The organism is Thalassobius sp. MITS945101 (assembly GCF_047123305.1).
Classification (GTDB): domain Bacteria; phylum Pseudomonadota; class Alphaproteobacteria; order Rhodobacterales; family Rhodobacteraceae; genus Thalassobius.
The window spans coordinates 670,132-688,387 of record NZ_CP138918.1 but is presented as its reverse complement, the minus strand read 5'-3'; the positions used below and the strand labels follow the sequence as shown (position 1 = coordinate 688,387).

The 18,256-nt window shown below is 59.6% G+C and carries 17 protein-coding genes and 2 pseudogenes; 5 read left to right on the top strand and 14 right to left on the bottom strand.

What is annotated here, in order from left to right:
• Positions 1–117: 117 nt before the first annotated feature.
• The 6 genes and pseudogenes from SIC14_RS03585 to SIC14_RS03560 all read right to left on the bottom strand — a co-directional run bounded on the left by SIC14_RS03585 (position 118) and on the right by SIC14_RS03560 (position 6,541).
• Positions 118–1,416, bottom strand: a complete 1,299-nt coding sequence (locus SIC14_RS03585; RefSeq protein WP_412564463.1) for a DUF3131 domain-containing protein — start codon at positions 1,414–1,416, stop codon at positions 118–120.
• 9 nt (positions 1,417–1,425) lie between these two features.
• The gene (locus SIC14_RS03580) at positions 1,426–3,132 is read right to left on the bottom strand and encodes a glycosyltransferase (protein ID WP_412564462.1); all 1,707 of its coding nucleotides are present in this window, start codon (positions 3,130–3,132) and stop codon (positions 1,426–1,428) included.
• 76 nt (positions 3,133–3,208) lie between these two features.
• On the bottom strand, positions 3,209–3,964 hold the full coding sequence (locus tag SIC14_RS03575; RefSeq protein WP_412564461.1) for a hypothetical protein: 756 nt from the start codon (positions 3,962–3,964) through the stop codon (positions 3,209–3,211).
• A gap of 316 nt (positions 3,965–4,280) precedes the next feature.
• Positions 4,281–4,730: a nucleotidyltransferase family protein gene (locus SIC14_RS03570; RefSeq protein WP_412564460.1), complete on the bottom strand. Its 450-nt coding sequence runs from the start codon at positions 4,728–4,730 to the stop codon at positions 4,281–4,283.
• A 148-nt stretch (positions 4,731–4,878) separates the two neighbouring features.
• On the bottom strand, positions 4,879–5,460 hold the full coding sequence (locus tag SIC14_RS03565; protein WP_412564459.1) for an NTP transferase domain-containing protein: 582 nt from the start codon (positions 5,458–5,460) through the stop codon (positions 4,879–4,881).
• Positions 5,444–6,541, bottom strand: a pseudogene (locus tag SIC14_RS03560) (acyltransferase family protein). Before SIC14_RS03560 ends, SIC14_RS03565 begins: the two are co-directional and overlap by 17 nt.
• 240 nt (positions 6,542–6,781) lie before the next feature.
• On the opposite strand from SIC14_RS03560, the gene SIC14_RS03555 reads away from it, so the two are divergent.
• Together SIC14_RS03555 and SIC14_RS03550 are read left to right on the top strand one after the other, a co-directional pair.
• Positions 6,782–7,465, top strand: coding sequence for an OmpA family protein (locus SIC14_RS03555; RefSeq protein ID WP_412564458.1), 684 nt, complete (start codon positions 6,782–6,784; stop codon positions 7,463–7,465).
• A 248-nt stretch (positions 7,466–7,713) separates the two neighbouring features.
• Positions 7,714–8,487 carry a family 16 glycosylhydrolase gene (locus SIC14_RS03550; RefSeq protein WP_412564457.1) on the top strand — a complete coding sequence of 258 codons (774 nt, stop codon included), beginning with the start codon at positions 7,714–7,716 and terminating at the stop codon, positions 8,485–8,487.
• On the opposite strand, the gene SIC14_RS03545 is transcribed toward SIC14_RS03550, so the two are convergent.
• From SIC14_RS03545 to SIC14_RS03525, 5 genes are all read right to left on the bottom strand, one after another.
• Positions 8,484–9,404 carry an AEC family transporter gene (locus tag SIC14_RS03545; RefSeq protein WP_412564456.1) on the bottom strand — a complete coding sequence of 307 codons (921 nt, stop codon included), beginning with the start codon at positions 9,402–9,404 and terminating at the stop codon, positions 8,484–8,486. The two genes, SIC14_RS03550 and SIC14_RS03545, sit on opposite strands and share 4 nt — an antisense overlap.
• A 197-nt stretch (positions 9,405–9,601) precedes the next feature.
• Positions 9,602–10,873, bottom strand: a complete 1,272-nt coding sequence (locus tag SIC14_RS03540) for a bifunctional folylpolyglutamate synthase/dihydrofolate synthase (protein ID WP_412564455.1) — start codon at positions 10,871–10,873, stop codon at positions 9,602–9,604.
• Positions 10,870–11,817, bottom strand: coding sequence for an acetyl-CoA carboxylase, carboxyltransferase subunit beta (gene accD, locus SIC14_RS03535; RefSeq protein WP_412564454.1), 948 nt, complete (start codon positions 11,815–11,817; stop codon positions 10,870–10,872). The genes SIC14_RS03540 and accD overlap by 4 nt, the downstream gene beginning before the upstream one ends.
• A gap of 65 nt (positions 11,818–11,882) precedes the next feature.
• Positions 11,883–12,785, bottom strand: coding sequence for a CPBP family intramembrane glutamic endopeptidase (locus tag SIC14_RS03530; RefSeq protein ID WP_412564453.1), 903 nt, complete (start codon positions 12,783–12,785; stop codon positions 11,883–11,885).
• Between the two features lie 4 nt (positions 12,786–12,789).
• A complete protein-coding gene (locus SIC14_RS03525; protein WP_412564452.1) occupies positions 12,790–13,692 on the bottom strand; it encodes a CPBP family intramembrane glutamic endopeptidase in 903 nt (300 codons plus the stop codon).
• Between the two features lie 234 nt (positions 13,693–13,926).
• On the opposite strand from SIC14_RS03525, the gene SIC14_RS03520 reads away from it, so the two are divergent.
• The 3 genes and pseudogenes from SIC14_RS03520 (at position 13,927) to SIC14_RS03510 (ending at position 15,887) form a co-directional block, all read left to right on the top strand.
• Positions 13,927–14,673 (top strand): hypothetical protein, encoded by a 747-nt coding sequence (locus tag SIC14_RS03520; RefSeq protein WP_412564451.1) that lies wholly within the window; start codon positions 13,927–13,929, stop codon positions 14,671–14,673.
• An 83-nt stretch (positions 14,674–14,756) separates the two neighbouring features.
• Positions 14,757–15,497 (top strand): annotated as a pseudogene (locus tag SIC14_RS03515) (DUF6478 family protein).
• 12 nt (positions 15,498–15,509) lie between these two features.
• Complete coding sequence (locus tag SIC14_RS03510; protein ID WP_412564450.1) at positions 15,510–15,887, top strand: hypothetical protein; 378 nt, start codon at positions 15,510–15,512, stop codon at positions 15,885–15,887.
• Between the two features lie 12 nt (positions 15,888–15,899).
• On the opposite strand, the gene SIC14_RS03505 is transcribed toward SIC14_RS03510, so the two are convergent.
• The 3 genes from SIC14_RS03505 to SIC14_RS03495 form a co-directional block, all read right to left on the bottom strand.
• Positions 15,900–16,901, bottom strand: coding sequence for a haloalkane dehalogenase (locus SIC14_RS03505; protein WP_412564449.1), 1,002 nt, complete (start codon positions 16,899–16,901; stop codon positions 15,900–15,902).
• Between the two features lie 12 nt (positions 16,902–16,913).
• Complete coding sequence (locus tag SIC14_RS03500) at positions 16,914–17,513, bottom strand: short chain dehydrogenase (RefSeq protein WP_412564448.1); 600 nt, start codon at positions 17,511–17,513, stop codon at positions 16,914–16,916.
• A 66-nt stretch (positions 17,514–17,579) separates the two neighbouring features.
• On the bottom strand, positions 17,580–18,146 hold the full coding sequence (locus SIC14_RS03495; protein ID WP_412564447.1) for a TetR/AcrR family transcriptional regulator: 567 nt from the start codon (positions 18,144–18,146) through the stop codon (positions 17,580–17,582).
• Positions 18,147–18,256 lie beyond the last annotated feature (110 nt).

Below are 18,256 nucleotides of genomic sequence, written 5' to 3'. Positions count from 1 at the left end.
ACGCCCCATTCTGGAAAGCCCGAAGGCGCTGCGGTGTCCGAAGGTTGGTTGTGAGATGAAATGCGTCGCTTCTGCCAAACACTGTGCAATAGGGCGGCCTTTCGTGCTATCAGTTCTCTAGGGCAATTTCATCATGGGGCCATGAGCCTTGTAGTATAGGGCTTGCAGCACGACACCGTTGGTGTTGGCGGTGTAGATGTCGTTAAGCTGGCCATCGGCCTCATAGGTGCCGGAGGGCCAGCCATCCGGCGTTGCAAGGGGCAGCAGGGTCTCCAGGACCTGTTGTGAATAGGCACTGGCGTAGATTGCATCCCAAGCGAAGGCAGATTTTAAACTGATCGTCCTGAGTTCAGGGTAGTGTTCGCCCGTTTCAGTGACCACAGCCCAGTCGATGCCGTTCCCAAAAAGACTGTTGTAAAGAAAATGTGGCGGCTGATCGATGTTGCTTTCTGAAACCATCGTCAACTGACCGGTTTGCCTGAAACGTGTGTGTTGCGCGTCAAAAACCCGTTCTGCCAGAATCTTGCTCTCCTCGGTGAAGCCCATCTCAATCGCTTGCAGGAAAAACGGATCGCTTGCCACCGGGGTGATTGCATCGAAATGCTGCGCGGTGCGGAGGTCGACAGGTATCTCAATCCCATCGAGGTCATGCCAGCGCAAAATCGGGGCCGCATTGGCCGCGACCAGCACATCTAATCCCCACATTGCGGCAGATCGGGCACCGTATTGTTCATACCCGATCCGACCTTCCTGCAGCAGGCGCACCTCCCCGTCGATGCGAGCGCTGCCCATCATGCGGCCATCGCGGGCCATGACCGACAGGTCCCAATTGCCAAGGAGTTCGCGGATATCTGGGCCATGGTGCGGGTGGTGCAGTTCGAGCACCCTGAGAGCAGACAACATGCGGGCGATGTCCAATGCTGACCAACCAATTCCATCTGGTTGCGGGTTACCGTCGTAATCGACCATGTCCAGTGAAACGGTGCTGTAGACCTTGTTTGGCAAACGTCCCTCAAACAGGGCCAATCGCGTGAAACTGTTAAGAAGCGCGGTGGCCCTCTGATCCAAGGTTTGTTGGGAAATCAATCCCAGGCTGCGCGCTGCAATCATGCCCAGTAAGTATGAGCCCTGATCCCACAAGGTGCCGGCGGGAAAACCCTGTACGGAATCGATTAGACCGGTTGCAGGTTGATAATTTTTGTCAAAATAAGCCCAAGCCGTTCGGGCGTAGGCCAGATCCTCCGCCGATAGGCCCCGTGCGGGCTGCGGTTCTCTTTGTGTGTCTTGTGAAACGCTCCAGCTCGCGGTGCGTGTCACATTGCCAAAGCTGCCATCGAGATAGATCGCCAAGGCGCCGGTGGCGCTTAAACCCGCCAAAAAGAAGAGGCTGGGGACCAGAGAACTGTTGTTTGGCATTTAGGCCTACTATTTAGGATTTTTTGACGAAATTTGGGGACTCTGGGGGGGCGGTGCTAGCAGCGCGGCACTCAACGACTGGAACAGCAACGATAAGTTCCAGGTCAACCAAAACAGATTGACCACCAGAAGTGCGGGGGGATGTGTGCTGCTGCCAAGAACTGTTTGGGCAACACCGGCCGCTGCCGCCCCCGTCAGGATTATGATGAAAACCACTGGCAGACGCAGATAGGTCCAGGAGGTCCCCAGAAAGGGGATTTTGGGTGTCGGCGGAAAGCTGGGACGGCGACCGCGCAAGACCAACCAAAGAGCTTGAAACTGGATTTGCATCGTGGCGAATGTGGTGAGCCTGCCGTTGCGCAATGAATGCCCCTTGGTGCCTGCGATCATCGCTAGTTCTGCAAAGGTCGCCATGGGGAGGAATTTGAGAAAAAACTCAGTTGAATAGGCCGTGACGGGCGCAATCCCTGTGACCAATGAGTAGGCCGGTGACAACAGCAAAACCGGCAACCAAAGTATGGTCAGATAGGACCAGAACGTTGCTGCATAATGCAGCTTGTGTCGCCACGGCATGTGTCGTGAAAAGAGCGGGTTGTCGCGCAACATCAGGTCATAGCTGCCGCCCGCATATTTTAACCGTTGCGTTGCCCAGGCCTTAACACTCCATGGCGAAAGCATCCGGGCTTCAGGTTGCGGATGGTAAACGGAACGCCATTTGTGCTGTGGGGCGGCATGCAAACGCATTGACGTGTAGAGGTCTTCTGAAACATGAAAGCGGAACGGTTCCAAAGGGGCACAAGCCAGATTGTGGCGTGTCCGCAGCCTGTGCGAGATTGCTGAGGTCGTTTGGGCTTTCTGCTGCAGGGCGTTTTCAAAAATGGCTTCACGCCGGTGGAACGATGCCGCCCCGCAACAAAAAGAAGCGCCATTACGATTGCGCCGGCGCTGAATGACATCAAAGAAGACGGCAGGGTCTGATAAAAACGGATCTCTGCCCACGTGTAACCGGTTGGGCAGAAGGCCGCAGAACCACCTCAGGGCCGTGGGGAGGTGCATCGTTCTTTGTGCGATCGGTTGCGCCTGTGGGATGTCATAAAACCAATGGGGCGTTTGCACCCAGGCGACTTGTTGGTCACGAAAATAGCCCAATGTGTTTGTCAGAACCGCCGGGAAGAGACGTGTGTCTGCATCACAAATGACCACAAAGTCGCCATCGCTGTGGAACAACCCGTTGCGCAAGTTCCCCGCTTTGAAGCCGGAGTTTTCCTTTCGTGCCAAATAGGTTGCGCCATATTTTTGAGCCAGCCGGGCCATCTCAGGCAGGTTTCCGTCGTCAAGAAGGTAGATCTGCACGCGGGTGTTCGGGGGCACCTTGACGGCACGGGCCGCTTGTAACGAGGGGGCAACATAGCTGGGCGGTTCGTCGTAGGTTGTGAGGAAGATATCAACAGAAATCGGTTTGGATTCGGGCGAAAGATGCGCTTCACCTCGTGTTGTTGGGGGCGGGGTCTGGGGGCAATCTCCTTCCTGCCAGATATCAAAATAGAACAGGAACATTCCCAAAATCAGGAAGGTTTCGGCGCCGGCAACAAGGCTGGAGAACATCATCACATCAGTATTGAGGCTGCTGGCCCAACGCCAATGCAGATAGCATACCGCGGCCGCGACAGAACACCCGGCGAGCAGCTGCCACAGGGCCTGACGGGCGGCGGACATCGGCACAAATTTTGGCGGAGACCGACCTTCAAACTGGGCGAAATACGGAGGGGGGGCAGAGGGCATGCTCATCTGGCTACCGTGGATTTACCTGGCGCTGATCGCGAATGAAAGCCTCGGCCACACGCAAAATAGCATCCTCCTCGGTGCCGTGATGATCCTTTGCTGTCGATCCGGTCGAATAAGCCCAGACACCGGCGGTGATTTTGATCCGCAGATCGCGCACCAGCAAAACCTCTTGCGAGAGGCTGGCAAACACGGAGTAGGTGTAGTCACAATGACCGTCCGGGTCGGTGACGGAAAAGAAAATGCTCAGCTTGGGATGGCCCGGGACGGTGGTCACCTCCTCTTCAGTGAGCACTTCAATGCCGGCCCGCTCTAACGTGGCGACGAAGCGGCGGTGAAGCGACGTGCCGAAATTGTCTGAGAAACCCGGTGGCGCCTTCAGATTGCGCAAATCCACATGCAGCTGGTCAACACCCCGCAGGGCCTCAATCTTCAACGATTGCGGCAGCTGGATCGGGTCAAACCCCACGGCCAGTTGCGCTTGCTTGGGGTCACAGACCTGCGGGGCCTCGGGATGAAGCGAGGGGGGATCATGTGCAAACCCGCGTGGCCCGGCAGCACCAAACATACGATAGATCGTTTCGGGGTATTGGGGCTGCAAAGGACGGCTGGCAAAATCGCGTTTTAACACGCAGTTTTGCCCGGTTGGGCAGTTTTCACCGCTGTAACGATAACGTTCCCAGAGAATCCAGAATCGGTCTTCGGCCTGTGCGGGGGCCGTCAGCCCCATCAGTAAAAGCATCAGAAAAATGGATCGTTTCGTCACGATATCTGCCTTTCCTGTGCGGCGCCGGGCAGTTCGGGAGGCCCCATAGGCCCAACTGCATCGAGGGGCGTAAAGTTTGTCGGCGATGCCGTATCGGCTGGGTGATCGGCAGTGTGGTTAAGGGCCCAATCAGGGCCGGCAATCATGTTTTCAATCCACGCGCCCGGATGCACGTGGGTGTTTGGAGTCATCAACGTGTTCTTGAGGTAGGCAGGCCCTTCGATCACGGTGTCTGCACCGAGGATCACCGGGCCTTCAAACTCAACGGGGCCCAGAATTTTTGCACTGGGCGCAATGTAGCACGGTCCCCGCATGCTCAGGTTGCGCGGTATGGCCGCGGGGGGGGGCGCCCAAACTTGGAGGATTCCGTCGCCAGTCCCGCCGCGGGAATGCCGACGTTTTCTTCTTTCAGCGCGCGCACCAGTGCGGTGAAGTAATCCCGGGCGGTGCCGATGTCGGTCCAGCAAAAATGTGGATCAAAGGCCTCGATATGGCCGCCGGAATTGAGAACCGCAGGCAACAGATCGGTTGCGATGTCCTGACCGGGGCGGTCCTGTAGCCCATTCAGCACGCGGGGATGGAACAGATAGATGCCGGTGCTGGCGAGATTGGACGCTGCGTGGGTTTGTGGTGGTTTTTCCTGAAACCCGCAGACCCTGCTGGCGCCAGATAACTGCAATATGCCATATTTTTCAATGTGTTCCGGCGCGTTTCGATGTGCGGCAATTGTGACATCCGCATCGGTTGCGCGGTGGTGACGCATCATCGCGGCAAGGTCCAGATCGGTCAGCGCGTCCCCACAAAAGACAAAAAACTATCTTCAAACGCTGTGTGCTGCCGCTGCAAGCGGGCCAGGGTTGAGGCAGAGCCAAGGGGCCGTGCCACCCACCCCTCTCTGTCTTTCCGACCTTCGTTCAGGAAGAACAAGCTGCGAGAGGCGGCGCGGGGAACTCGTTATGGATCACCTCGGCAAGATGGCCGGGATTGAGGATGACATCATTGAGGCCGTAACTGGACAGGTGATCCAGCAGATGATGGACTACGGGTTTCCCCAGAAAGTCCAACATAGGTTTGGGAGTGGTCCTGCACAAAGGGCCCATCCGGGTGCCGCGGCCGGCACAAAGGACCACAGCTCTGGTGCCGCAGAGTTGTTTGGCCTTGAAAGGGGCTTTGGCAAGCGCATCGTCCAGAGTTGCAAAAACCTGCAGCATGGAGGCTGCGGGGCATCTGGCAATGGTCTGCGCCACTTTGTCTTGAGCGGCATAAAAGCCGATGGCTGCTGAAACACCGAACTCGGCCGTAAGCTCGACCAGCGCGCCCAGGCCGGACTGATTGATCCGGCGGATGCGGCTGAGGTCTATCAGCATGGCCTTTCGGCCGGTATCTTGCATGTGCAACCGGGCCCTGAGCAGGCTGGGCAAAGCGGCCGACGTCAGCACATTGGCAGACACCTGGACAAGGGTGAGTGCTCCTTGCGCTTCAATGTTGGTGAGCATGGTTTGCCTCCTGTGTGTGGGACTTTCTAAAACGAAGATGTCGGAGTCGCGGGGCCCTGCCGAGGCCCACGGTCCACGCAAACCAACGGGTCTTTTCCAGGCTCCAGACAAACAGGCATGTGGAAGGCACTGTGAAGGCGATTTTTGCGGTAACCAGCTGGATTGGCGACAGACCTGTCCGGTGCAACGCTATTTCTGCCAGATCCAGAAAAACCGGGTGGCAAAGATAGATGCCGAAGGCGTACCGCGCACCGCGCGACAACAATGCTGGCCAGCTCCGACCTGATAGGCTGAGACACAGACCCATGAGCAAAACTGGCATTAGGAAATCCGCCCAGTAGCCCGGGATATTGGTAAAGGCCCAACGCCCGGTTTCGATGACCTGGACGGTTGCGGCCAGCTTGAAGCCGAACAGAAATACAAGCAGTGCCGCCAACAGGCGGCTCCAACGAGCGCGCTCCAACGGGGTGTAGCGGTGAAACAACGCCAGCAGCGTCGCAGCGGCCATGCCATAGCCTATATAACTCAGGACTTTGGCGCCGCGCAGCAGGTAGGGCAGGAGGTCGTGTTGCCAAAAAGACTGGTACAGGGCCGCATCTAGCACCCGGCGAAGTGCCAGAAAACCAATCAGCGATAGCCCCAGGGCGGGATATTTGTAAGCGACTTTGAACAAAGGAAAAAACAGCAGAATTCCGATCAATGTCGGGATGAAATGCATGTGATACTTGGCGTCCCCAAGAAGGAAGCTGCGAGCCAGGTATTAGGCATCTTGCAGTTGGCTCAGGGCGGTGGGGAAATAGCCAAAGGCCTGTGCTTTCAGCAGGCTGTAAAACAGGTAAAAGACCGTCCAAAACAAGAAGGAGGGCAGTAGGCGGCCCATTAATTGGCGCAGCGTTTCGCTGTAGCGGCGCGGGCGCGCCTGCACGGCCATCAGAAGCAGAAAAACCGAGATCAACAGGAACAGTTCCGTTCGCGCGATGTAAAGCACCGCGCGCAAGAGCATTGGCAGAACCCGGGCCTCGGCGCTGGCGTTGGGGAAGGGCTGCCCATAGGCGTCAGCGCTGGCGTGTAACCCCACCATCGAGAGGCCCGCCAGTAGGCGCAAACCGTCAATCCACACCTCGCGGTTGCGGTCCGTTTTTCCCGGATGATTTGTTGTCACGTCCATTGAGGCTACCCAGTTTGATTGGGGCCAGAATGACGTTGAGAATCACAATATCCGGTTAACGCAGGATCGTTTTGGTCTGCTGGCAGTGATCTTTCGCGCGTTTAGGATTTCGAAAGGATTCTGCGAGATATTGGGGCCAGGAGGGATGCCAAAATGCGTCGTATTCGATCATTCTTCATGGGCTTTGGGGCCGCGTTGGCCTCGGGACTGGCATGGATCGCGATTGGGACACTGACTGTTGTCGGGTCGCCTGCGGTTGCGTCTTCGGCTGTGGCATTGCCGCAGGCGCTCTGCCTGCAGTTGATGGACCGCTATGGAATCGTCGGCGATGGATGTCTTGTCGCGCAGGTTCAACAGACGCAGCTGTCGCCCGTTGCGCAAAATCCTGAGGTGTCTCACGAGCGTCGTGATGTGGCGGGGCAGGCGCAGAGACAGACGTCGATGATGGCAGAGGCCGCACTGCGCGAATCTCATGTGTTTTTTCCGGCCGGTGGTCTGGACCTTGATCCGGTCGCACAGGCGCAGATCGCTCTGCTCGGCGATATCTTGAACATCCCTGTGATGGCGAGGGCCTGCCTGCATCTGGTAGGACATTCTGACAGCAGCGGATCCACCACACAGAACCTGCGCCTTTCTAAACAACGGGCGGAGGTTGTTGCAGACCATCTGCGACCGTTGCTGGATGACGGCAGGCGGATCCGTAGTCTGGAGGGCAAGGGGGAAGAAGAGCCGCTTGCGGGTGTGGACAGTCGCGATCCCAGAAACAGACGGGTTGCGATTTGGGCCCGCAGTTGCGCCGCGGATCCCGGATATCAGCAGGGCGTCTCGGGGTTTTAGCGAGCAGCCGTGCAAGGTGCGGTTTGCACGATTGGCTTGGCAACACGTGTTAACCACAATCGTGATTGCGGATTTCAGGCTCGTCCCCTGAAAGGTAAACAACCCGTTAACGACAATGTCGTGGGCTGTTTTCCTTATGAGGGGTCTCCAGAATGGAGCCGGAATCGCGTGTTGGGCAGAACATGTCCCGTCGCAAAACCCGGAGAGGGTTTCTTCGGGATTTTGCAAAGCTGTCGGGAGGGGGAGTGATGGTGAAACACTTACAGCGATTTCCGCTGGCTGCTGCAATGGTTCTTTCTGCGATGCCGCCGACCGCTGTTAGGGCAGAACAGACCAGTGCCTTTCACGATCCATTCGAAACTTTGGACGAGGGGCGCTGGCATGTTGCCGACTACGATTTTGACCACCCGCATTTCGACACTGATTGGCGTCGCAGACAGGTTCAACATGAAGGCTCTGCGTCTCGCCTAGCGCTGGTGATTGCACCACGTGCAGGGGCAAGCCTTGCGCCGAGGAACCGATTTGAAGGGGCGTCTTTGCGTCGGCGCGAAACATCAGGTTTCGGGCGCTATGAAGCGGACATTAAACCCGCCCGAGGCGCGGGTCTGGTGACCGGATTTTTTCTGTATACCGGCCCCTATTATGGCACCCGGCACGATGAGATCGACATTGAATTTCTGGGCAAGAATACAAGGATGATGCAGGCCTCCTGGTTTGTGGATGGCGCATTGCAGACGCGGCAGATCCCTTTGGGGTTTGACGCGGCGGCGCAGTCGCGACGCTATGCGTTTGAGTGGTGGCCGGACCGTCTGCGCTGGTTTGTCGGGGCTCAAATGGTTTTTGAGGTGACACGCGAGCAGGCGCAGTTGCCTGAGGTTCCGGGGCATTTGTACCTCAACCTATGGGCCGCTGCCCCGTCGTTGGCGAATTGGGCTGGACGCGCTTCACCGCAGACCAGGGGCAAGGCCCGGATCAACGCGGTGCGGTTCACGCCGCTGGCAGATCTGAACCGCGCGGCCTAAAGCGCAGCGATAATGGCGGACACGGTCAGGATGCTGAAGGCCGTTGAAATCAGAATCGAGGCTGACACCCGCTGTGGCGCCACCCCGAAATGCTGGGCCAGGATGAACACATTGCCCGCAACCGGCAGGGCGGCGGCGGCGATCATGACGCCCGCGGCATAGGGATCGACCGTGAACAGCCACAGCGCCGTGGCGGCAACGGCGGCCGGGTGCAGCACCAGTTTGGCCAGGCTGAGCCAGCCCGCGACCACCAGCCGCTCCGCAGACTTCCCGGCCAGCGAGGCGCCGATGGCAAAAAGCGCCCCCGGCGTGGCCGCGGCACCCAGGATGGCGACAAATTCGTTGAGTGGGCCGGGCAGCGGCAGTGCGGTGGCGGACCACAACAGCCCCAGCGAGATAGACACGATCATCGGGTTCTTGAGCAGGCCCAACCCAACACTGACCAGAACAGCGGGGGACAGGCGACCGTCGCGGCGGGCGGTTATGACGATGACGATCAGGCTGCCAAAGACAATCAGGTCGGTGGCCAACACCAGCATGACCGGACCAATTGCCGCTTCCCCCAGCAGCATGACCAGCATCGGCACGCCGAGGAAACCGACATTTCCCACCACGCCGCATTGCGCCTCGATTGCGGCTTCCTCGACACCGCGGCCACGGGCCAGGGCCACAAAGGTGACCAGAAGGTAAACCGCCAGGGTGCCAAACAAATAGGCCAGTACAAAGGGCAGGTCGAACACCTCGGCCAGCGAAAGGTTGGCGGAGAAACGGAACAGCATGGCCGAAAGCGCGAAGTAGAAGACAAAGCGGGTCAGCCAGGCGGTGGCTTCTTCGGGGAAGAAGCCGCTGCGCCCTGCGCCGTAGCCCACGGCGATCAAAAGGAAAAACGGCAGGGTTTGCAGCAGAACGTCAATCATGGACCAAGCGGTAGCAGGCGATGCGGAAATAAAAAAGGGGGCCGTTGCCCCGACCCCTCTTTCTTGTCCTGCCTGCCAACCCGTCGATTGTGTCCCCCCCAGTATCGTTCCGGCGACACATACAGCGGCTCGCTGCCCTCGAATGCACTGATTCGAGCTTAAGCGAATCAGGGCGAATCAGTCAACAGAGCGATTCGTTAGCCATTTTCTCGCAAAATCGCACCCGCCAGATAAAGCGAGCCGCAGATCAGCACCCGTGCGTTGGGCTCGGCCGCGATGATCGCTGCCAGCGCGCTGTGGACATCGTCGGCCTCAGAGGCCCGCATACCGACGGCGCGGGCCATGCGCGCGGTTTCGTCTGCGGGCAGGGTGTTCTGCTCGTCTGGGATCGACACGGCGGTCAGGCTGGCGACATGGGGCATCATCGGGGTCAGGTAGCCCGAGATGTCCTTGGTGTTGAGCATACCGCAGATCAGATGGGTCGGACGTTTTGGCAGGCTGGCCAGATGGGTGCCAATGGCCTGACCGGCGGCAGGGTTGTGGCCACCATCAAGCCACAGTTCGGCCTGAGGGGCGGCCTCCACCAGGGGGCCATCGACAAGGCGCTGCATGCGGGCGGGCCAGAACGCCTGCGTCACAGCGGCCTCGGCGGCATTGTCATCCTTGCCCAGATGGCGCAGCGCTGCGATGGCGGCACCGGCGTTCTGGATTTGGTGAGCGCCCGGCAGGTTTGGCAGCGGCAGGTCCAGCAGACCACGTTCGTCCTGATAGATCAGGCGGCCGCGCTCTTCCCAGACGTGCCAATGCTGGCCATAGGCGATCAGCGGCGCGCCGAGACGGGCGGCGGTGGCTTCGATCACATCCATGGCTTCTTCGGGCTGCGGCCCGACAACACAGGGGACGCCCCGTTTGATGATGCCGGCCTTTTCACCGGCGATCTTGGTCAGCGTGTTGCCAAGGAATTGCTCATGGTCGATCGAGATCGGGGTGATGATGGTCAGTTCGGGCTGGTCGATCACATTGGTCGCGTCCAGCCGCCCCCCCAGGCCCACCTCCAGCAGGGTGTAGTCAGCAGGGGTGCGGGCAAAGGCCAGCAGGCCGGCGCAGGTGGTGATTTCGAAATAGGTGATGTTGCCGCCGTCGTTCTTGGCGTAGCACTCATCCAGGATCTCGGTCAGATGCACCTCAGAGATCAGATCCCCGGCCAGGCGGATCCGCTCATGAAAACGGGCCAGATGCGGCGAAGTATAGGCATGGACCGTGTTGCCCGCCGCCTCAAGGCCCGCCCGGATCATGGCCTGGGTTGAGCCTTTGCCATTGGTGCCGGCGATATGGATCACCGGCGGCAGCGCATTTTGCGGATTGTCCAAAGCGTCAAGCAGACGCCAGACCCGGTCCAGCGTCAGATCGATGATTTTGGGATGCAGCGCCATCATCCGTGCAAGCACGGCGTCGGAACCCTGCTTCATTTCGCGTCGGACACTTCGCTGGTGAGCGCCTCGGAGAGGCTCTCTTCGGCATTGTCAGACGCTTCCGGTGCGGGCAGGTCGCCTTTGATCGCCGGGGGCAGACCCAGCAGCATGCGGGTGATGGTGATCAACTCTTCGCGCATCTCGGTGCGTTTGGTCACGCGGTCCAGCATGCCGTGATCCAGCAGGTATTCGGCGCGCTGGAAGCCTTCGGGCAGCTTTTCGCGGATGGTCTGTTCGATCACACGGGGACCGGCGAAACAGATCAGCGCATTGGGTTCGGAAATCTGCACGTCGCCCAGCATTGCGTAAGACGCGGTCACACCACCGGTGGTGGGGTGGGTCAGCACAACGATGTAGGGCAGGTTTGCCTCTTTCAGCATCTGCACGGCCACAGTGGTGCGCGGCATCTGCATCAGCGACAGGATGCCTTCCTGCATGCGGGCGCCGCCAGCGGCGGAGAACAGGATCAGCGGACGCTTCAGCTCAACCGCTTTTTCAGCGGCGGCGATGATGGCGTTACCGACATACATGCCCATCGACCCACCCATGAACGAGAAATCCTGACAGGCGGCGACAATTGGGGTGCGACCGATTTCACCGGTTGCGACCAGCATGGCCTCTTTCTCACCGGTTTTCTTCTGCGCGGCCTTCATGCGTTCAGGGTATTTTTTCTGATCGCGGAATTGCAGCGGGTCGGTGGTGGGCGCGGGCACGTCCACCTCGGCAAAGGCACCGCCGTCAAACAGGTTGTTGAACCGGTCACGTGGGGTGATTGCCATGTGGTGATCACAGTTGGTGCAGACGTTCAGATTGTCGGCCAGTTCACGATGGAACAGCATGGTTCCGCATTCGCCGCATTTGGTCCACAGATTCTCGGGCACCTCGCGACGCGAGAAAATCGAGTTGATCCGGGGACGGACATAGTTGGTGATCCAGTTCATGAGCGGTTGCCCTGCTTGCTGCGTTCGTGAGCTAGTCAAATAAGCCCGACGTAACGGAAATGCAATCAACGCTTGATGGCAATTCGGGCCGAGAGCCAGATAATCAGCATAACCCCCAGTTCTTGCACCAGTCTCCAGGATGGAAAGGGGGCTTCGGCGGCCGACGGGGGCAGTAGGCTTTCGCTGGCGGGGAACAGCAGCAGGGCCAGTCCCGAATCCATGCCGCCAGCTTCATTAAAGAACAGGAAGGCAAAGGCGTTGTTGGCCAGGTGAAATCCGATCGCCGCCCCGATGGTGCCGCTGCGTGCTGTCAAATCCGAGGCGGCGAGGCCAAAGAAAAAGGCCCAGGTGACATAGTCCAGCGCCTCATTTGTTGTGCTGGCATTGTTCCAATGGGCCGCAGCAAAGAACAGGTTGGGCACCACCATCCAGACCAGCGGTGAACGGAACCGTGCGGCCAGCTGCTGCTGGAAGTAGCCGCGATAAAGCAGCTCTTCGGCGCCGGTTTGGATCAGCAGTGCAAACATCGCCAGCGGCAGGGTGGTGAGCCAGAGGAGCGGCGCGTTCCAGTCCCCCTCGGCGTAGGAATAGAACGGCGGTGCCACCTCGATCACCAGAAAGGCCATCAGCCCCGCCCAGGTTACTTTGCGCAGGTCCTGCCAGGCTTGTTGCGGCGGTCCGATCAAGGTCCAGGCGGGACGGCGGTGCAGGTGATGGGTGACAAATCCCACCGCCAGCGCCAGCAGGCCAAAGCTGAACAGTTGCAACAGCAACCCGCCACGTGTGGTGCCGTTGTAGTACCCCTCGGCCAGACCCGGGGAGGTCAGCAGCGCATCGACGGCTTGCAGGCCGAATTTGTAGCCTGTCTCAATCAGCACAAAACCAATCGCCAGCCGCAGCAGATCATTGCTGGGCAGCGCAGGCGCGATGTAGGGCAGGTGGGGCTGATAGGCGGAGGGGCGGTTCATGGCGCTACCGTCGCAGAACCAGCCGCGCCGTCAACCAGCCCAGCAGCAAAACGGCGACATCCAGCAGCAGCGCCGGGCGCACTACGGCGGGATCGGACAGATCTACAGGGGCCGCTATCAGCGCCAGACCGGACAAGGCGGGGTCTTGCGACACCAGCAGAATGGCCACGGCGTTTGAGGCGAAATGCAGCGCGATTGCAGGCCCCAAGGTGCCTGCCCGTGCAGTCAGATCGGCGGCGATCAGCGAAAAGGCGGCGGCCCACAGGACCAGAATCCAGGCGTTTTCCCTCGCCTCGGGGCGGTAATGTAGCAGGCCGAACAGCAGGGCGGGCAACCCCATCCACAAAACCGGATGGCGGAAATGCGCGGCGAGGTGCTGTTGCAGGTAGCCGCGAAACACCAGCTCTTCGGTTGTGGTCTGGATCAGCAGCGCAGGGATCGCCAATGGCAGCCAAACGGCCCAGGATGCAAAGGGACGCGCCGCGGGCAGGGGGCTGGGAAACTCCGACGGGGGCAGGATCCAGATCATCGCCGTGAGGCCAATCAGCATCACCAGCACCGCGCCGCCCTGGCTGACCATCTGCCGCAAAGGGCCAAACAGCCCGAGCGGGGAGCGACGGTGCATCTGGACGGTCACAAGCATCACCGCCACAGCCATCAGGCCAAAGCTGAACAAGAGATACAGCGCCCCAATAGCGGTTTCGCCGGTCTGCACTTCGCTGCGAAAGGCCTCAAAGACAGGCGGCGGCAACAGCGTTGCCAAAGCGGCCTGAAGAAACCACAAAAGGCTCAGATAAAGCGCGCAAATCAACACGATGCCGGGGATCACCCGCCAAGGCGCGCCATCCCGGGCAGGGGCGATGAACTGTTCGTGGGCGCGGTACGGCCCCGTTGGGTTTGGCGACATGCTCGGCTCCTCAGCGATGACCCTAACGACACACCTCGCGGGACAACAGGGGGCAGCGGTGGAAAGCGGCTTGAGGTCGCGGCTTTGCATCGGATACCTCTTTGCGCAAACAAGCGCGGCTGCCACTGCGCGGAGGGGGGAACCCTCACACATAAGACCTGGGAGGGTGAGGCCATCGGGGGGCTTTCACAGAAGCATTGGCGCATTGTTCCTGCGCTTGGATTGAGTTTTGTTATGTCGGGGTGCCTCTCTGTTGGGCCTGTCGAACAAGGGCCACGGGACAATGTTCTGGACCGCGCCGCCCTGGCCGGCGGAGAGGTCATCGTGGCCGCGCCGCAGGGCTATTGCATCCAGAAAGACAGTCTGAAGGCCCGTAAGTCCGGTGGTTTTGCGCTGCTTGCCTCCTGCGAGCAACTGACCGGATTTGTCAGTGGCTATCAGGTCGAACCTGTGGTGATGACCGTCTCAGCCCTGCCACGGGAAGGGGATGCGCCGGAACCCAGCGCTTCGGAAATTGCGGTGGCCTTGGGGGATCGCAAGGTTCTGCGCCGGTTGCATGGTGACGGCCTGACCGTGGTGCAGGTGCAGGATCTGGAGGCGCTGTCGGCAGAAAGTGACCCGTTGCATTGGCGCGGGATCATGGTGATCAACGGCCATATCGTTGGGCTGGCGCTTTATGGTGCCAAAAGTAGCGCCGCCACCGGTGAGAAGGGGCTGACCCAGCTGATGTGGCTGGCAGAACGGATCCGTGAAGAAAGCCCGCTGCGTGCGCGGGTTGTCTCTGTTCAGGCGCCGCAGAGCGAAACCGTGACCCTGGCCGCGCTGCCACAGGATGCAGAACAGCCCGGGCGGCGCACCGCCAGCGGGGTCTTGCGTCCGGTTGCACGTCCCGGAACGACGTCTGTTATTGTTTCGCAAAAAGCAACAAAGAAGAAAGCTAACTCTATACTGTCCAACATCTTTGGTCGTATATTGCCGTGAAACATGTCGCCCCTCGGGCGCGGGATTTTATGAGGAAGCCGATCATTATGGCGCGGTTGACGGGTGGCGATCTTTTCAAATCAATGCTGGCTGGGCGGTTCAAACGGCGCTGGGCCAAAGCCGCACAAGAGGCATCTGCGGCGCCGTTGGACCAGCTGCGCGGCCAGCGCAGCAAAGCCCGTGAGCTGCGCACCCACCTTAATGAGCTGATCCATGTCGCCGATGAACGTCTGGCGCTGCCGATGATCGGCTCCACCCAGTTTCGCCGCCCACAGGGGTCGGACTGGGGCTGGCGGCCGCAATTGTGGCGTGGATAGCTGCCGGTGCCCGGTCTGTCGAGTGTGCAGAACCAAAGCCAACTGGGCGAGGAAGTCACCCTGTTTCACGACTGCGCCTTTTCCGAGCTGACCCTGCGCCAGCTGCGCAACACCCGCGAGGCCGATCTGGCCCCCTATGGGTTGCGGATGGACGTGTTCAAATTTGACGGCTCGTTCCTGTCGCTGGTCATCGATCTGCCGCCCGAGGCGGTGCAGGGGCTGAAACGGCGGCATCTGTTGCGGATGGACACCATTGTGGAGATGGAAAAACCACTGGAGATCTTTGCCCGCCTCAATATCAAACACGGCCCCAACACCGAACAAATCGTGCGGGAACTGCCGCTGCACGAAGAGGACATCATGGTCGAGTTTGACCTCGCCTATACCAAGCTGAACGAGAAGCGGGTGGAAAAGGCCTGGCTGGATCTGATCTTTGAAGGCCCCGAAATGAACCAGGTGGTGCTGCGGGATCTGACCTTCTCGCGCCGGCCACGCGCTGAACTATAAGGACGCCGAGAGATGAGCGAGATGCAACTGACCAAAACACGCTTGATCGAAGGTGTCTGGGAAGGGGTTTTGCAGACCAACCGTCCGGGGCGCTACCAGCCCAAGATCGAGGTCACACATCTGGAAAAACAGGTGCCCGGTCATTCGCTGCAAGCTGTTGGGGAGGCTGGGGAATTTGTGGTGAAAGTCCCGGTGCCCGTCGAGTTGCTGTCGGACGGTGTGCAGACCTTTCTGATCCGCGATACGGACAGCGGCGATGTGCTGAGCAGTTTTGCTATTCTGGCCGGAGAGGCGCTGGCCGATGATATCCGGGCGGAGGTCCAGCTCCTGCGGGAGGAGCTGGATATGCTGAAACGCGCGTTCCGCCGCCACTGTTTGGAAACGCTGTAATCAGCTCTCAGATCACGCGGCCTGACGGGGGCTGGCCTCCTGTGCCATCCACGCTAAGACCCGCGTTGCCAGCTCGACTCCCGCGTCTTCCTGCAGGAAGTGCGAGGCGTTTTCGATCTCAACATGCGGCTGGCCAGAAGCGCCGGGCAGGGCCATGAACTGCTGATCAATGCCTTGCCCCGCCAGAAACGGGTCTTTGTCACTGAACAGAACAAGCGTCGGCACCTGTGACTGGCGCAGATGTTCCCAGGCCGCCTGAGCCGCGTTCAACTGGGTTGCCACAATCTGCGGCATGACGCGGGTGGCAGCGTGATAGCGGCTGTCGGGGAAGGGCGCGTCATAAGCGGCAACCTCGGCGGTTGTCAGTGTTTTGGTGGTCAGGATCTGCATGACTTTGCTGATCTCGATACGCGCGCTGTGTTTGAAATAGCCCGCCCAGTTTCCGTAGCTCTGCTTCTGCGCCAGATCCGCGATTGTGGGCTTGCCCGCAAAGAACCGCATCAGCCGCAGGATGTTCGGCAGCATCAGTTTCATCGGGCCTTTGACATCCGACAGGGCCGTATTGGCCACGGTCATCCGTTTGATCCAGGTCGGGTGTTTTTCCATCACCCGCAGGCCGATCATCCCGCCCCAGTCCTGGAAAAACGCATTGGCCCCGGTGATGCCCAGCTTGCCAACAAACGCGGCGATCCAGTCAACATGGGCCTGATAGGAATAGACCTTGCCCGCGGCCGGTTTGTCGGATTTGCCAAAACCGATCAGATCAGGCGCAATCACCCGGTAGCCCGCAGCGACAAACTGCGGGATCATGTGGCGGTAAAGATAGGACCAGCTGGGCTGACCGTGCATCAAAAACAGGGTGCCGTTCACCGCCTCTCCTTCGTCCACATAGTGCAGCCGCAGCTCGTCCACTTCCATGTAGTTGGGTTCAAAGGGGTAATCTGGCAGATTGGCGAAGGCATTGTCCGGCGTGCGCAGGACAGTGCCGTATTTTGGATGGGTATACTGTGTCATCACAGGGGCTCCTTACGCGTCCATGGTGGTCAGGACTTCGCCGCGCATCTCGCCTTTGAGGGCGCGCAGATAGGCCTGTGCGGTGTCCGCAGCGGAAACCACACCCAATTCCGGCATGCCCATTTTTTCCATGGTTTCTTTCACAAAGATTGGCGACACGAGGTTGATGCGCACCTCGGTCAACTCGGCTGTGGCGACGCGGACAAAGGCTTCCAATGCGGCGCAGGAGGCGGCAATGGCGGAGGTGCCGGGATAGGTGTGTTGCGCAGCTGTGCCCGAGGTCAGGATGATCGCGCCGTCCTTGGGGAGCACCTTATGGCCGTAGCGGATCAGGTTCAGCTGGCCTTTCATCTGGACTTCGAGCGCGGCATCCATCTGCGCATCGGTCATGTCGGACAGTGGCACCATTCCGGCAGAACCGGCGGCAGCGATGATCGCGTCAAGCGGGCCGGTGGCCTCAAACAGCGCCTTGACCGAAGCGGTATCACCCAGATCCAGCGGGTGGTCTGCCGCTGCGCCGCGTCCGGCGGTGATCACGTCATGTTCTGCCGCAAGTGCGGTGTGGATTGCGCTGCCAATGATGCCGGTGGCGCCGATCAGGAGGATTTTCATAAGGTGGTCCTTTCGAGATATTTACTTACATGTAGGTAAGTTTGAGGGGTTAAAAAGAACGGAGGCCTATTTCAGGCGCTCCGCCCAGTCGGTTAATAGCCCGCCTAGCGCCGCACGGGCACTGTCCCGGTCGGGCATATGCTGGATCGAGGTCATGAGCCCCATCATCAGGGTGTGGACGCGGTTTGCCTCCCGCTGGCAGTCCACGTCACCGCGGATCTCACCGGCGGCTTTGGCGTCCTGCAAGGTGGCTACCAGGCTGTTGTTCACATCGCGGTAGAACGCTTCGGTCAGCACCCGCAGCGGTTTGGGCAGATCGGGGTCCGCCGCCATCATGGTGCAGCTGCGCAGGTTTTCCGGGTCAGTCTCAGCAGCCCAAAAACTGTCATCCAGCGCCTGCACAAAGCCGGCAAAATTGCCTTTGTAGGCTGCCCGCAAGGCGTGGAAACCGGCAACCTGGCGGGTGCCAAATTCCTCGGCCACCGCAATCGCAAGGCTTTCCTTGTTCTTGAAGTGGTAGTGCAGGTTGGCCCGCGTGGTATCCAGCGCCTTGGCAATCTGACCAAAGTTCAGTTTGCCATAGCCGCCCGTCATAAGCTGCTGTTCGCCAAGTGTGAGAATCGCGTCTTTCATGTCGATAGACTTACTTACAGGTATGTCAGTTTGCAAGGGGGCGGATGATTTTTTTCCCGAAGAGGGTGGAACTTGCGGATTGTCATAGGATTTTTACTTGCGCCCACTAG

Bases quoted from the DNA above. Each gene is read 5' to 3' on its own strand.
- SIC14_RS03505 (WP_412564449.1), bottom strand. From the start codon at position 16,901: ATGACACAGTATACCCATCCAAAATACGGCACTGTCCTGCGCACGCCG.
- SIC14_RS03520 (WP_412564451.1), top strand. From the start codon at position 13,927: ATGTCGGGGTGCCTCTCTGTTGGGCCTGTCGAACAAGGGCCACGGGAC.
- SIC14_RS03580 (WP_412564462.1), bottom strand. From the start codon at position 3,132: ATGTCCGCCGCCCGTCAGGCCCTGTGGCAGCTGCTCGCCGGGTGTTCT.
- SIC14_RS03510 (WP_412564450.1), top strand. From the start codon at position 15,510: ATGAGCGAGATGCAACTGACCAAAACACGCTTGATCGAAGGTGTCTGG.
- SIC14_RS03570 (WP_412564460.1), bottom strand. From the start codon at position 4,730: ATGATGCGTCACCACCGCGCAACCGATGCGGATGTCACAATTGCCGCA.
- SIC14_RS03540 (WP_412564455.1), bottom strand. From the start codon at position 10,873: ATGAAGCAGGGTTCCGACGCCGTGCTTGCACGGATGATGGCGCTGCAT.
- SIC14_RS03545 (WP_412564456.1), bottom strand. From the start codon at position 9,404: ATGATTGACGTTCTGCTGCAAACCCTGCCGTTTTTCCTTTTGATCGCC.
- SIC14_RS03555 (WP_412564458.1), top strand. From the start codon at position 6,782: ATGCGTCGTATTCGATCATTCTTCATGGGCTTTGGGGCCGCGTTGGCC.
- accD (WP_412564454.1), bottom strand. From the start codon at position 11,817: ATGAACTGGATCACCAACTATGTCCGTCCCCGGATCAACTCGATTTTC.
- SIC14_RS03495 (WP_412564447.1), bottom strand. From the start codon at position 18,146: ATGAAAGACGCGATTCTCACACTTGGCGAACAGCAGCTTATGACGGGC.
- SIC14_RS03585 (WP_412564463.1), bottom strand. From the start codon at position 1,416: ATGCCAAACAACAGTTCTCTGGTCCCCAGCCTCTTCTTTTTGGCGGGT.
- SIC14_RS03550 (WP_412564457.1), top strand. From the start codon at position 7,714: ATGGTGAAACACTTACAGCGATTTCCGCTGGCTGCTGCAATGGTTCTT.
- SIC14_RS03565 (WP_412564459.1), bottom strand. From the start codon at position 5,460: ATGCTCACCAACATTGAAGCGCAAGGAGCACTCACCCTTGTCCAGGTG.
- SIC14_RS03525 (WP_412564452.1), bottom strand. From the start codon at position 13,692: ATGTCGCCAAACCCAACGGGGCCGTACCGCGCCCACGAACAGTTCATC.
- SIC14_RS03500 (WP_412564448.1), bottom strand. From the start codon at position 17,513: ATGAAAATCCTCCTGATCGGCGCCACCGGCATCATTGGCAGCGCAATC.
- SIC14_RS03530 (WP_412564453.1), bottom strand. From the start codon at position 12,785: ATGAACCGCCCCTCCGCCTATCAGCCCCACCTGCCCTACATCGCGCCT.